12 protein-coding genes are annotated in these 12714 nt (G+C 73.1%); 5 read left to right on the forward strand and 7 right to left on the reverse strand.

Going from position 1 to position 12714, the window contains the following annotated elements; genetic code table 11:
• Nucleotides 1–42: 42 nt before the first annotated feature.
• On the forward strand, nt 43–237 hold the full coding sequence (locus OG780_RS23500; RefSeq protein ID WP_328451210.1) for a hypothetical protein: 195 nt from the start codon (nt 43–45) through the stop codon (nt 235–237).
• A gap of 169 nt (nt 238–406) precedes the next feature.
• Here OG780_RS23500 and OG780_RS23505 read toward each other — a convergent pair whose 3' ends face one another.
• Both OG780_RS23505 and OG780_RS23510 read right to left on the reverse strand, forming a co-directional pair.
• Nucleotides 407–2053, reverse strand: a complete 1647-nt coding sequence (locus OG780_RS23505) for a DNA repair helicase XPB (RefSeq protein WP_328451212.1) — start codon at nt 2051–2053, stop codon at nt 407–409.
• A gap of 75 nt (nt 2054–2128) precedes the next feature.
• The gene (locus OG780_RS23510) at nt 2129–4672 is read right to left on the reverse strand and encodes a helicase C-terminal domain-containing protein (RefSeq protein ID WP_328451214.1); all 2544 of its coding nucleotides are present in this window, start codon (nt 4670–4672) and stop codon (nt 2129–2131) included.
• A 194-nt stretch (nt 4673–4866) separates the two neighbouring features.
• On the opposite strand from OG780_RS23510, the gene OG780_RS23515 reads away from it, so the two are divergent.
• Both OG780_RS23515 and OG780_RS23520 read left to right on the forward strand, forming a co-directional pair.
• Nucleotides 4867–5871: a hypothetical protein gene (locus OG780_RS23515; protein ID WP_328451216.1), complete on the forward strand. Its 1005-nt coding sequence runs from the start codon at nt 4867–4869 to the stop codon at nt 5869–5871.
• 221 nt (nt 5872–6092) lie between these two features.
• Nucleotides 6093–6713 carry an HAD family hydrolase gene (locus tag OG780_RS23520; RefSeq protein WP_328451217.1) on the forward strand — a complete coding sequence of 207 codons (621 nt, stop codon included), beginning with the start codon at nt 6093–6095 and terminating at the stop codon, nt 6711–6713.
• A 109-nt stretch (nt 6714–6822) separates the two neighbouring features.
• On the opposite strand, the gene OG780_RS23525 is transcribed toward OG780_RS23520, so the two are convergent.
• Nucleotides 6823–7074 carry a hypothetical protein gene (locus OG780_RS23525; RefSeq protein ID WP_326787073.1) on the reverse strand — a complete coding sequence of 84 codons (252 nt, stop codon included), beginning with the start codon at nt 7072–7074 and terminating at the stop codon, nt 6823–6825.
• Nucleotides 7075–7271: 197 nt separating this feature from the next.
• Between OG780_RS23525 and OG780_RS23530 the strand changes: the two genes are divergently transcribed.
• Entirely contained in the window at nt 7272–7655 is a 384-nt protein-coding gene (locus tag OG780_RS23530; protein WP_328451218.1) for a cold-shock protein, read from the forward strand.
• A gap of 69 nt (nt 7656–7724) precedes the next feature.
• Here the strand turns inward: OG780_RS23530 and OG780_RS23535 are convergent, their stop codons facing one another.
• The 4 genes from OG780_RS23535 to OG780_RS23550 form a co-directional block, all read right to left on the reverse strand.
• Nucleotides 7725–8588: a 1,4-dihydroxy-6-naphthoate synthase gene (locus OG780_RS23535; RefSeq protein ID WP_328451219.1), complete on the reverse strand. Its 864-nt coding sequence runs from the start codon at nt 8586–8588 to the stop codon at nt 7725–7727.
• Entirely contained in the window at nt 8572–9270 is a 699-nt protein-coding gene (locus OG780_RS23540) for a futalosine hydrolase (RefSeq protein WP_326787084.1), read from the reverse strand. The genes OG780_RS23535 and OG780_RS23540 overlap by 17 nt, the downstream gene beginning before the upstream one ends.
• 26 nt (nt 9271–9296) lie before the next feature.
• Nucleotides 9297–9803: a DUF2771 domain-containing protein gene (locus tag OG780_RS23545; RefSeq protein WP_328451221.1), complete on the reverse strand. Its 507-nt coding sequence runs from the start codon at nt 9801–9803 to the stop codon at nt 9297–9299.
• A 75-nt stretch (nt 9804–9878) separates the two neighbouring features.
• Complete coding sequence (locus tag OG780_RS23550; RefSeq protein ID WP_328451223.1) at nt 9879–11303, reverse strand: MFS transporter; 1425 nt, start codon at nt 11301–11303, stop codon at nt 9879–9881.
• 422 nt (nt 11304–11725) lie between these two features.
• Here OG780_RS23550 and OG780_RS23555 point away from each other — a divergent pair, with 422 nt between their 5' ends.
• Nucleotides 11726–12652 (forward strand): DUF3027 domain-containing protein, encoded by a 927-nt coding sequence (locus OG780_RS23555; protein WP_326787087.1) that lies wholly within the window; start codon nt 11726–11728, stop codon nt 12650–12652.
• Nucleotides 12653–12714 lie beyond the last annotated feature (62 nt).

Genomic DNA, 12714 nt, shown 5'->3' on the forward strand with positions numbered 1-12714 from the left:
GGACCGACGCCGTTCGGGTCGGGACAGTCGCACCATGGAGATATGAGCGCAGTCACTTTCACCCCAGGTCCTGCCCATCCCGGGTCCGTCGCGCACGGCGCGACGGCCGTCACTTCCGTCGACCACCGCCACCGCCTCGGCGACGCGCTGAAGGCCGTCAAGGTGTTCGGGCGCGCGGCCATCGGAGTCGTCCTGCTCGGCGAATACGGCGAAGAAGCGGGCGTACGGCGCCACTGACGTGTACGCCCGCTTCCTTTTGCCGGGGACCGGCTCCGGCACCCCGGTCCGGTCCCGCCGGCAGAGGCTCGGCCCCGTTTGACTTGCCCACCCCCGGGGCTCCGCCCCGGACCCCGCTCCTCAAACGCCGGAGGGGCTGGAATTTTCGCCGGCCGGGGCTGGAATTCTGCTACTCGGTGTCGGCCAGGATTTCGTCGGCGTCCATGATCCGGTAGGCGTAGCCCTGTTCCGCCAGGAAGCGCTGGCGGTGGGCGGCGAAGTCCTGGTCGATCGTGTCGCGGGCGACCACGGAGTAGAAGTGGGCCTGGTGGCCGTCGGCCTTCGGGCGCAGGACGCGGCCCAGACGCTGGGCCTCCTCCTGGCGGGAGCCGAAGGTGCCCGAGACCTGGATGGCCACCGTGGCCTCCGGCAGGTCGATGGAGAAGTTGGCGACCTTGGACACGACGAGCACGCTGATCTCGCCCTCCCGGAAGGCGTCGAACAGCTTCTCCCGCTGGGCATTGCTGGTCTCGCCCTTGATGACGGGCGCGTTCAGATGCTCGCCCAGCTCGTCGAGCTGGTCGATGTACTGGCCGATCACGAGGATCTGCTGACCCGCGAACCGGCGGACCAGCGCCTCGGTCACCTTCCGCTTGGTCGCGGTGGTGGCGCAGAAGCGGTACTTCTCCTCGTTCTCGGCGGTGGCGTACGCGAGCCGCTCGGAGTCGGTGAGGTTCACCCGCACCTCGACACAGTCGGCAGGCGCGATGTAGCCCTGCGCCTCGATCTCCTTCCAGGGCGCGTCGAACCGCTTGGGTCCGATGAGCGAGAAGACGTCCGACTCGCGCCCGTCCTCGCGTACCAGCGTGGCGGTCAGCCCCAGCCGGCGCCGGGCCTGGAGGTCGGCGGTGAACTTGAAGACCGGGGCGGGCAGCAGGTGGACCTCGTCGTAGAGGATGAGGCCCCAGTCGCGGGAGTCGAAGAGCTCCAGGTGCGGGTAGACGCCCTTCCTCCGGGTCGTCAGCACCTGGTAGGTGGCGATGGTGACGGGACGGATCTCCTTGCGGGTGCCGCTGTACTCGCCGATCTCGTCCTCGGTCAGCGAGGTCCGCTTCACCAGCTCGTGCTTCCACTGCCGGGCGGAGACGGTGTTGGTGACGAGGATGAGCGTGGTCGCCTTGGCCTGCGCCATGGCACCCGCTCCGACGAGCGTCTTGCCCGCGCCACAGGGCAGCACGACCACACCGGACCCGCCGTGCCAGAAGTTCTCCACGGCCTGCCGCTGGTAGGGCCGCAGCGCCCAGCCGGTCTCGTCGAGCTCGATGGCGTGCGCCTCGCCGTCCACGTACCCGGCGAGGTCCTCGGCCGGCCAGCCGAGCTTCAGCAGGGTCTGCTTGATCTGGCCGCGCTCGGAGGGGTGCACGGCCACGGTGTCCGGGTCGATCCGGTTGCCGACGAGCGGCGCGACGCGCTTGGAGCGCAGCACCTCTTCGAGGACGGGCCGGTCGGTGGTGGTGAGGACGAGCCCGTGGGCCGGGTGCTTGCTCAGCGTGAGGCGTCCGTAGCGGTCCATCGTCTCGGCGATGTCCACGAGCAGCGCGTGCGGGACCGGATAGCGGCTGAACTCCACCAGCGCGTCCACGACCTGCTCGGCGTCGTGCCCGGCGGCCCGCGCGTTCCACAGGCCGAGCGGCGTCACCCGGTAGGTGTGGATGTGCTCGGGCGCCCGCTCCAGCTCGGCGAAGGGGGCGATGACCCGGCGGCAGGCGTCGGCCCGCTCGTGATCGACTTCCAGCAGAAGCGTTTTGTCGGACTGGACGATGAGGGGTCCGTTCACACCCGTCCCTTTCTGCGTGGCGGCACCCGGCGCGGATGCTCGGCCAAACGTCCAGTGTGCCCTACCGGCGGCTGATCACGGCTGGTCGTCGGCCAGCTCCGCGACCCCCGTGACCCGGTGCAGCGGATAGGTGCGGACCTCGTCCGCCGTGTGGTCGTACGCCGTGACGAAGCCGCCCTCGACCCGGATGGGGGCGATGACGCGCTGGCTGGCCGACCCCTCGGCGTTGACGTAGCCGATCCACACCGCCTCGCCCGTCATCACGGCGGCCTGCATGGTCGCGAGGGTCTCGGCGGGGCTGGTGCGGGGCAGCTCGCCGTTGCCGGGGCGGCCGGCGGCCGGGTCGTCCTTGCGCGGGGCCGTGGAGGCGAGGTCACCGGCCCGGATCGCGCGGACCGCGGCACCCAGGAGCGTGGCGTCGGGGACCGGCGGACCGTCCGGGACGGGCTCGGGCGCCGTGCGCGGCGGGGTGCGGTGGGCGTGCGCCCGGCTGATCAGCACGTCGCCCTCCGCCGACTCGGCGGCCGGCGCGAAGCCCATCGTCCGGAGGCCGGTCAGGAGGCTCGCCGGGTCGGTCTGCGCGACCAGCACCGTCGGCGCGATCCGTCGCAGCGCGAACTCCTGCGAACGCTTGTCGGCGAGGATCTCGTTGAGCACCGCCTCGTCGTCGCAGCGGACGTACGCAGACGCCGCCCCGATCCGCAGGTGACCGTGCCGGCGCGCCATGTCGTCGATCAGATAGGCCAGCGGCTGCGGGACCGGCGTACGGGAATGAGCGGCGAGGAAGGCGTGCAGGTCGGACGCCGAACGGCCCGCGTCGAGAGCCCGGCGCACCGAGGCCGGGGTGAAGCGGTAGACCGTCGCCCCGCCCTTGGACTCGACGTCCGCGAGGACCCCGAGCGTGTCGGCCAGCGGACGCTCCAGCGGGCCGGGCGCGACCGCCGTCAGATCCGCCTGGAGCAGGACGTGGTCGAGCGGTTCGGGCAGCAGCGGCGCGAGGAGCGCGGCGGCCCGGGCCGCCGTCGCGGCCCGCTCGGCGGGGGAGTGCGGCACGGGGGCGGTCACGGGGTGGTGCCGCTTGTGGGCCGGAAGCTTGTCACCCGGGCCGGACGGCTCCGCCGCCTTCGCGTCCGCTGTCGCCGGCAGCCCCAGCAGCGCCCGCCCCTGCGCGGACAGCGCGCCCCGGCCGGTCACCCCGAGCAGCTCCGACTCGGACAGCGTCCAGCGGGCCAGCCGGGCCCGCAGCTCGTCCGGAGCGGGCCGGACACTGCGCGAGGGCCGTTCCCAGTACAGCCGGGCGAGGAGCGAGTCCGTGTCGGGAGCGGCGCCCTCGGGAAGCTCGGCGAGCAGGGCGAGGACGCGGTGGCGGACCTCGGGTGCCGCGGAGCGGTCGAGACCCGGGCCGAGCGCCGAGAGCGTACGGTCCTTCGCGTCCCGTCCGCCGACCAGACCGGCCGTGCGGGTCGCCGCGAGCCACGCCGAGGCGAGCCGCGCCCAGCGCTCCGCGGCGGGCAGCTCCAGCCACGTGTCGTACGCCGGTGTCGCCGCGTAGCGCTCCTCCGCCTCGCCGTCCGAGGCCACCAGGCCCGCCGCGTAGGCGAGTTCCACCCAGAAGGCGGCGACCGGTTCGGGGACGTCGAGCGCCACCGCCGTCCGCTTCAGGTCCCGCACGCTCAGGCCGCCCGCGCGCAGCACGGCGGGACCGCCCTCGTGCCAGTCCTTCAGCAGCTCCTCGACGGTCGCCAGCGTCGTGTACGCCTGACCGGCCGCGGCGGCGTCCACAGCCTGTGGACGCCGGGTGGTCGCGGCCTCGACCGCGGGCGCCACCGGTTCCGTCACCCGGTGCGCGCGGCCCGCCCGCAGATGCAGGGCGACCTCCCGCGGCAGCACGACCGTGCCCGGTGCCGTCGGCAGCAGCAGCCCCCGCCCGATCAGCCAGCGAAGATGCGCCGCCGGTTCGGCCGTCACCTGCCCGTACGGCGGCCCCCACACCAGCCGGGACAGCACCCCCACCGCCTCGGCGGGCGCCTCGTCGAGCAGCGCCGACATCCGGCTCCGGTCGGCGAACAGGCCGCTCAGCGACGCCACCGCCGACACGGAGTCATGGGTGGACGCCAGCCCCGCCGCGGCCACGATCTCCTGGATACGCCCCGGCGACATGCCGGCCGTGGCCTCGCCGACCGTCGGCCCGAGCCCCGTCGGGGACGGGTGCTGCGGGGACGGGGCGAGCAGTTCACGTGCCGTGCGCACGAGCCGGAGGCGGTCGTCGGCCCCCCACAGGAGGGCCTGCTCGCGCAAGGTCCCGAGCGCGTGCGGGAAGGCCGCCGTGACCGCCGGGTCGGCGTCGTCGCCCGCCAGCAGCCCGAGCAGTTCGTCGTACGTCGCCGGTTCCCGCGCCACCGCGAGCGCCTCCGCCGTCTGCAGCGTGAAACGGTCCAGACGCTCCAGGGCGCGTACGACCGACGCCCGGGTGCCCGCCCGCGTGGCGAGCTGGGTGAGATCCGTGGGGACGGGGGTGATCAGGTCCGGCCGGGACCGCAGGAGGGCGGACAGCGAGGCGTCGTCCCGCGCGCGGAGTGCTTCCGCCAGGGACCGCGGGGCGATCGTCTCGGGGCTCATCCTGTCAACGGTAGCGGGTGGCACGCCCGCCGGGCCCGGCCCCCGGCCGGTGGACCGTCAGGAGGCCACGAGATCTCCCGGGCCGGCGGACGTCGTACGGCAGACCGAGCCCCGGACCGGACGCTCCCGCGCGCCGGAAACCGGTACCTTCGTCCCCACGGGGTATCCAACGCACCCGCCCCGGAGGGGACTTCGTGGGGATCGAGAGCGACCAGCTGGTCTTCGACTACCTGAGCCGGGTCGGAGACCTGGCCCAGCGGCGGCAGTTGCCGTCGGCCACCCGCATGCGGCTGGTCACGGAACTGCGCGAGGAGATCGGCCGCCGCCGGGCCGGAGCCATCGCCGACACCCCCGCCGCGGTCCGCCGCATCCTCGACCGTCTCGGCACCCCCGACGCGATCGTCGCGGCGGCCGGAGGGGGCACCGGAGGCACCGGGGACGGCACCCGGACCTGGGCCGCCGTGCCGTCCCAGCGCGCCGCCGCCGGACCGGAGGCGCGCCCCAAGGGACTGCGCCGCGTCGTCCCCCGCCCCCGCCCGGCCCAGGAGCCCGCCGAGAGCGCCGGGGCCGACGCGCCGTCCCCGCCTCATCTGGCGAGCGCGTCCGAACTGGGCGACAGCGCGATGCGGCCCGACTGGTGGCGTGCCACCGGCAGCCCCTTCGGGCTCGGCGACAGCGTGCCCGGGTTCGTCGGCGGCGTGGAGATCCCCGAGCTGCTCAAGCCGCCCCCGGGGGACAAGGACGGCGCGCCCGCGGACGAGGCGAACCCGGCCGAGGAGACGGCACCGGCCCCCGAGGACGAGCCGCCCGCCGGGGCCGGGGCCCTGCGCCGCCTGCCCCGCCGTCTCCTCCCGCGCCTCGGCGGCTACACCAACCCGCTGCTCCTGCTCGCCGCCGCCCTCCTCGTCGCCGGCGCGGTCCTCGGCAACTGGTTCGCGCTCGGCCTTGGCTGGCTGATCGCCTACGGCTCGCGCCGGCTGACCCGGGCGGAGTCGAAATGGGCCGTCCTCGTCCTGCCGGGCCTGTCCGCCACGGCCGGCCTCGTCTGGCTCTGGGGCCGTTCGGCCGGCCGCTGGGGCACGCCCGTCGCCGAGGGCCACATGAACGAGGCGATGACCCAGACCTGGCCCTTCGTCGTCCGTGGCGCGGCGATCGCCTCGGCCCTGTACCTGGTCTGGCGCTCCCAGCGAAACCGCTGACGCCCGGCACGGCCCCGGAAGGCGCCCGCGAGAGACGTGATCCCGGGCGTCCGGGGGAGACGGCGACGGGGCACGGGCGTCCGGGTGAGACGGCGACGCGGGACCGGCGTCCGGGAGAGACCCGACCGAGCCCCGTGAGGCCGTCCGGGACCGCACCCGGACCCGCACCCCGAGGCGCCCCGCGAAAAGGCCTGGACCGGTTCCCCGGCGACCTGGGCACAATGGCCCATATGACCTCACCAGCGCTGACTGTCGGCTTCGACCTCGACATGACCCTGATCGACTCCCGCCCCGGGATCCACGCCTGCTTCGAGGCGATGGCGGCACGGACCGGGACGTACATCGACTCCGATCTCGTGGTCACGCGTCTCGGGCCCCCGCTGGAGGAGGAACTCGCCCACTGGTTCCCGGCCGAGGACATACCGGCGATGGCCGACCTCTACCGCGCGATGTACCCGGAGTACGCGATCACCGGCTCGCTCGCGATGCCCGGCGCGCGCGAGGCCGTCACGGCGGTGCGGGCGGCCGGCGGGCGCGCCGTCGTCGTGACCGCGAAGTGGGAGCCCAACGCCAGGCTGCACCTGGACCACCTCGGCATCGACGCGGACGACGTCGTCGGCAGCCTGTGGGCCGAACAGAAGGCGGTCGCGCTGCGCGAGCACGGCGCGAGCGTGTACGTGGGCGACCACACCGGCGACGTACGCGGAGCGCGCACCGCGCGGGCGTACAGCGTGGCCGTGGCGACCGGGCCGTGCGACGCCGAGGAACTGCGCGCGGCGGGCGCGGACGTCGTCCTCGGCGACCTCACGGAGTTCCCGGCGTGGCTGGAGAACCACCGCTGAGGGCACGCCGAACCCGGCCCCGGCCCACGGGAACAGCCGCCGCAAGGGCGACCACCCTCAGGACCGGCGGCCGCAGGACCGACCGTCCGACCGTCGGGACCGACCGCCGTCAGGAACGGGCGGCGCGGGCCCGGCGGCGGCCCTGCGCGGCGGACTGGAGCACACCCGCGCCGGCCAGCAGGAATCCGGCACCCATGAGCATGCTCAAGCCGAACATGTAGAACGGAAAAGGTTTCGTACCGAGCAACAGCGGGGCCACGGTGACCAGTGTGGCCAATGCGCCGATGAAGAACACGATGGCACCGGCACGGATCAGCCTGTCACCGGCTTCGGGGGAATTCGCTTGGGTTTTGTCACGCACTCCACCAGGGTAGTTCCCTGCGCGAAGGAACAATCCAGCGACGTCTTGTCACGAGCCGACGGACCATTAGCCTTGGTACCGGCGGGTCGACTGACCCGCTGTAGTGCTATCCAGAGGCGTTTCCCGGGCAGTTGCCCCTGCAACCGCCCGAGACGTTCCCAGAGAAGTTTCCGACGAGTACGAGGACGAGGACAGACGTGCCCACCGGCAAAGTCAAGTGGTTCAACATTGAGAAGGGCTTCGGCTTTCTCTCCCGCGACGACGGCGGCGACGTCTTCGTCCATTCCTCGGTCCTGCCCGCCGGAGTAGACGCCCTCAAGCCCGGCCAGCGTGTCGAGTTCGGCGTCGTCGCCGGTCAGCGCGGCGATCAGGCCCTCTCGGTGACCCTTTTGGACCCGACTCCCTCGGTCGCGGCCGCCCAGCGCCGCAAACCGGATGAACTGGCGTCCATCGTGCAGGACCTGACGACCCTCCTCGAGAACATCACGCCCACCCTGGAACAGGGCCGCTACCCCGACAAGGTCTCCGGCAAGAAGATCGCGGGCCTGCTGCGCGCGGTCGCCGACCAGCTCGACGTATGACCGGCCGTCAGCGGCCGGAGCAACCGGGTTCCTGAGGGACCTCGCCGGTTCCGGAGCGGGAACCGGGCATCAGGGAAACGCCAGCGCGTCCGGTCCGAGGGGCGGCACCAGCCCCTCGGCCGCCGCACGCGTGAGCAGCCCGCGGACCGCCGCGTATCCGGGCTCGCCCAGATCGGCCGTGAACTCGTTGACGTACAGGCCGATGTGCTGGTCCGCGACGCCCGGGTCCATTTCCTGGGCGTGCTCCAGGACGTAGGGGCGGGAGGCCTCGGGGTCGTCCCAGGCGGCGCGGACCGAGGCGCGGGCGGCCTCGGCGAGCTCCCGGAGCCGCTCGGCCCCCAGCGACCGCCTGGCGATGATCGCGCCCAGCGGGATCGGCAGTCCTGTGGTGTGCTCCCAGTGCTCGCCCATGTCGGCGAGCTTGTGCAGCCCGTAGTTCTGGTACGTGAAACGCGCCTCGTGGATGACGAGTCCCGCGTCGACCTTCCCGTCCCGCACGGCCGGCATGATCTCGTGGAACGGCATGACCACGATCTCGCCGACCCCGCCGGGAACCGTGTCCGCCGCCCACAGCCGGAACAGCAGATACGCCGTCGACCTCTCACTGGGCACCGCGACCGTACGGCCCGTCAGGTCGGCGCCCGCCTCCCTGGTCAGCACCAGCGGCCCGCAGCCCCGCCCGAGCGCGCCGCCGCACGGCAGCAGCGCGTAGTCGTCGAGGACGTACGGCAGCACGGCGTACGACACCTTCAGCACGTCGAACTCGCCGCGCTCGGCCATGCCGTTGGTGATGTCGATGTCCGCGAAGGTCACGTCGAGGGAGGGCGCGCCGGGGACGCGGCCGTGTGCCCAGGCGTCGAAGACGAAGGTGTCGTTCGGGCAGGGCGAGTAGGCGATCCGCAGGGTTTCGGCGGATTCAGTCGGTGTGCTCATGAGGGTTCCAACTCTCCAGCAGGGGCCCCAGCTTCCCGAAGGCGCCCGTGAGGGCCGCGAGGGCGTCGCCGATGCGCCACGCGGCGCGGTCCCGCGGGCCGACGGGATTGGACACCGCGCGGATCTCCAGCACCGGCACACCGTGGGCGGCGGCGGCCTCGGCGACCCCGAAGCCCTCCATCGCCTCGGCGAGGGCACGCGGGTGCCGGGCGCGCAGTTCGGCGGCACGCGCGGCGCTGCCGGTCACGGTCGACACCGTGAGGACCGTTCCGACGCGGCCGGCGGTGACGGCCGCGGCTTCTCGTACGAGTGATTTCGGGGGCCGGTGGCTGACGGTCCCGAAGCCGAGCTCGGTGACCGGCAGGAAGCCCTCCGGCGCCTCGGCGCCCAGGTCCGCCGCGACGATGTCGTCGGCGACCACGAGCGATCCCACGGGCGCGCCGGGCTGGAATCCGCCGGCGATCCCCGCGCAGACGACGAGGCGGTAGGGAGTGCCGCCGAGGGCGGCGGCGGTCAGTGCGGCGGAGACGGAGGCGGCGGCGAGCGCGGGGCCGACACCGGCGGCGAGCAGATCGTGCCCGCCGGTCCGGTGGAGCGTCGCCCCCGGGAGCCGTATCTCCCGAGCCGTGCCGGACGACGCCGCGGCCACCGCTTCCCGCTCCGCGGGGACGGCGGTGGCCACGAGCACACTCGGCCCGGCGGCGGCGATCAGTTGTCCGTGTCCTTCTTGAACTTGAAGGACCACAGGCCGGTGGCCGTCGCCTTGCCCTCCTTGATGGAGACGAGCGTCGAGCTGCCGGTGGCGCCGTACTGCTGGTTGAAGAAGACGCTGCCCGGAATCGTCAGGTACGTCTTCTTGGTGGTCTCGGGCAGCAGCTGCTGCCCGTTCATCAGGAGCGTCCAGCCTTTGTCCGCGATGTCCGGGTCCACGCCGAACCGCACGGTCTCGTCGGGGTCGACGGTGATGGACTTGATGTCCTTGGACCGCAGGCAGCCCGACAGGTCCGTGGCCTTCAGGGCGTCGCCGTCGTTGTAGCAGTCGGCCTCGGAGCTCACCGACTTGTCGCCGACCGTGACGGTGGCCATGGGGGTCGGTTTGTCACAGGCGGACAGGACGAGGAGTCCGGCGGAAACGGCGCCGACCGTGGCGACGGCGCGGCGACGGCGCGCAGCGCGTTGTCCATTAGCGGCTCTGCCGCGGGGCAGGGAGGTCATGACCGAAGGCTATCGGGCAGGCCCACCGGTGCCCCCACGTGGGGTGCGGCGTGCCGTGTGTGGCCCCCGCGCGGCTCAGGAGACGTGACCGCGGGCCGATCCGCCGCGCCGGGCCACCTTGAGCAGTCCCCGCACGGTCGTCAGCCACCCCACGGCCACGATCCCGGCCGCCACGGAGAGGCCGAGCGGGCCGTTGAGCGGCATCGCGATCCCGATGGCTCCGCCGAGCACCCAGGCCATCTGGAGCAGCGTCTCGGAGCGTGCGAAGGCCGAATTCCGGACAAGTTCGGGGACGTCTCGCTGGATCAGGGCGTCCAGGGACAGCTTGGCGAGGGCCTGGGCGAAGCCGGCGATCGCCGCGAGGCACGCCACCATCAGGGTGCCGAAGAAGAGCGCCGCCGTGATCGCGGTGCCCAGCACGACCGCCACCACCGTCACGATGATGATCTCCGGGGAGCGCTGCTTCAGCCAGGCGCCGACGGCCGTGCCGATCGCGTTGCCCACTCCCGCCGAGACGACCACCAGGCCGAGCGAGACCGCGGCGCTCTTGCCGGTGAGCGGGTGCTCGCGCAGCAGGAAGGCGAGGAAGAAGATCAGGAAGCCGGACAGACAGCGCAGCGAGGAGTTGGCGCCGAGAGCGTGGGTGACGGCCGTTCCCACGGTCCGCAGCCCGGGGCGCGGGGGTTTCTTCAGGCGCGGGCCGTGCAGATGCTCGGGGTCGGCGGCGAGCAGCGCCGTGTCCTCGCCCTTGGCGGAGTCGACCTTGGGCGGCAGCGAGAACGACAGGAACGTGCCCCCGATGAAGATCACGAAGGCGCCGTAGAGCGGATAGCGCGCCCCCAGCGAATGGAGCAGGACGGCGATCGGCCCGGCCACACCGGTGGCCAGGAGCCCGCCCAGAGTGACGCGGGAGTTCGCCTTGACCAGGGAGAACGTGGGTGGCAGCAGCCGGGGTACGACGGCGCTGCGCACCACGCCGTACGCCTTGGAGGCGACGAGTACGCCGAGCGCGGCGGGATACAGCTCGAAGGTGCCGGTGACGACCGCGCCCGCCAGCATCAGGGCGAGCATCGCCCGAGCGAGCATCGAGCCCGCCATCGCGGCCCGCCGGCCGTGCGGCAGACGGTCGAGCAGCGGACCGATGACGGGGGCCAGGACGGCGAAGGGCGCCATGGTGATGCCCAGGTAGAGGGCGACCCTTCCGCGGGCCTCGTCGGTCGGCACGGAGAAGAACACGGTGGACGCCAGGGCCACCGTGATCATGACATCGCCCGCGCCGTTCACCGCGTGCAGTTCGATCAGTTTCCCGAGGCCCGACTCGCCCGCTCCGTGCGCGTGCGTCGCCTTGCGGATGCCGCGGGCGGTCCGTGTCACCGGGAAGTGCAGGGCACGCCCCACCGCACGGACGGATCCGGTCACCCGGCCCGATCCGCCACTCCGGTTGCTCCCCTTGGCGCCACCGACACCGGTTGCTCCCTGGGGTGACCTTGCGGATGCCACTCCGTCATAGTGCCCCGACTTCGGGGTGCGTAGTGCGGTTACCGCGCGTATGGGTGCCGAGTGGGGCCCATCGGACTGGGCGAGACGGGTGGGTGGATGGGAAACTTTCGGAGTGGAGCAGCGGGTAACGGGCTGCGGAGCGGCCGGGTCCGGGGGCCGTGGAGCGGCGAAGATCCCGGAGTGGAGCGCCGAAGACGGCCGCCGGTGTGGGCCCAGGGGCCAGGAGAAGGTAGCGTGCGTAACGCGCCTGCGGCGATTGTTCTCGGCCGCGCGCCTCTCGGCCATCCCGCAGAATGGATGGCGTAGGTGCGCCCGAGTGCGATCGGGCGCGGACGTCGACGCGGCCCACCGGTCCGCTCCGTCCGCACCCCCGCCGGAGGAATGGCGCACCCGTGAGACGGCGTAGGAGAGAAGCGATACCTGTGAGCGCAGCGACAACGCGAAGCCGCACCCCTGACCGCCTGTGCGCAGAGGCCGTCGATCTCGCCCGCGCGGCCGCCGAGGAAGCCGCCTACCCCGGCGTCGTCGGCGAGCACCTCGGGCTGGTCTCCGAGGGGGACCGCGTTGTCACGCACTACTTCGAGTGCAAGGAACCCGGGTACCGCGGCTGGCGCTGGGCGTCGACCGTGGCCCGCGCCTCCCGGGCGAAGATCGTCACCCTCGACGAGACGGTTCTGCTGCCCGGCACGGACGCTCTGCTGGCCCCCGAGTGGGTGCCGTGGAGCGAGCGGCTCCGCCCCGGCGACATGGGACCGGGGGACCTGCTCCCCACGGACGCCGAGGATCTGCGGCTGGAGCCGGGCTACTCCGGCGAGGACGAGCCCGCGCCCAACTCCGCGGTCTCCGAGGACATGGCCGAGCTGGTGGAGGCGGAGGACGCGGAGGTGACCGCGGGAACGCCCGCGAACCTGCCGATGGCTCCGCGCCGGGGCTCGATCGCCGCCGTGGCCGAGGAACTGGGGCTGCGCCGGGCCCGGGTGCTCTCCCGGTACGGGCTGCATGTCGCGGCCGACCGCTGGGAGGACTCGTACGGCGCCAAGACGGCGATGGCGCAGGCCGCGCCCGCGACGTGCGTGAGCTGTGGCTTCCTGAACCGTATCGGGGGCTCGCTCGGACAGGCGTTCGGTGTCTGTGCGAATGAGTTCTCGCCGGCGGACGGGCGTGTGGTGTCTCTCGCGTACGGGTGCGGTGGGCACTCCGAGGCAGCGGTCATGCCGACGCCTCCGCGGCCGCCGCTTCCGGTGATCGACGAGACCCAGGTGGACCCCTTCCCGCTCCGCCCGTCCCCCGACTCGGGCTCGGTGCCGGCCACCACGGACGAATCCACGGCGGAACTGGGCCACTCGTAGGTCCTCGCCGGCCCTGGAGCCTGGAACCGGGGCTTTTCACTGGCCCCGGGGCCTGGAACCGG

Origin of the sequence: Streptomyces sp. NBC_00386, from assembly GCF_036063235.1 — a bacterium.
In the GTDB taxonomy this organism is placed as follows: Bacteria; Actinomycetota; Actinomycetes; order Streptomycetales; family Streptomycetaceae; genus Streptomyces.

Excerpts from the sequence above, each read along its gene's own strand:
- OG780_RS23510 (WP_328451214.1), bottom strand. The coding sequence starts at position 4,672 with ATGAGCCCCGAGACGATCGCCCCGCGGTCCCTGGCGGAAGCACTCCGC.
- OG780_RS23545 (WP_328451221.1), bottom strand. The coding sequence starts at position 9,803 with ATGACCTCCCTGCCCCGCGGCAGAGCCGCTAATGGACAACGCGCTGCG.
- OG780_RS23535 (WP_328451219.1), bottom strand. The coding sequence starts at position 8,588 with ATGAGCACACCGACTGAATCCGCCGAAACCCTGCGGATCGCCTACTCG.
- OG780_RS23520 (WP_328451217.1), top strand. The coding sequence starts at position 6,093 with ATGGCCCATATGACCTCACCAGCGCTGACTGTCGGCTTCGACCTCGAC.
- OG780_RS23500 (WP_328451210.1), top strand. The coding sequence starts at position 43 with ATGAGCGCAGTCACTTTCACCCCAGGTCCTGCCCATCCCGGGTCCGTC.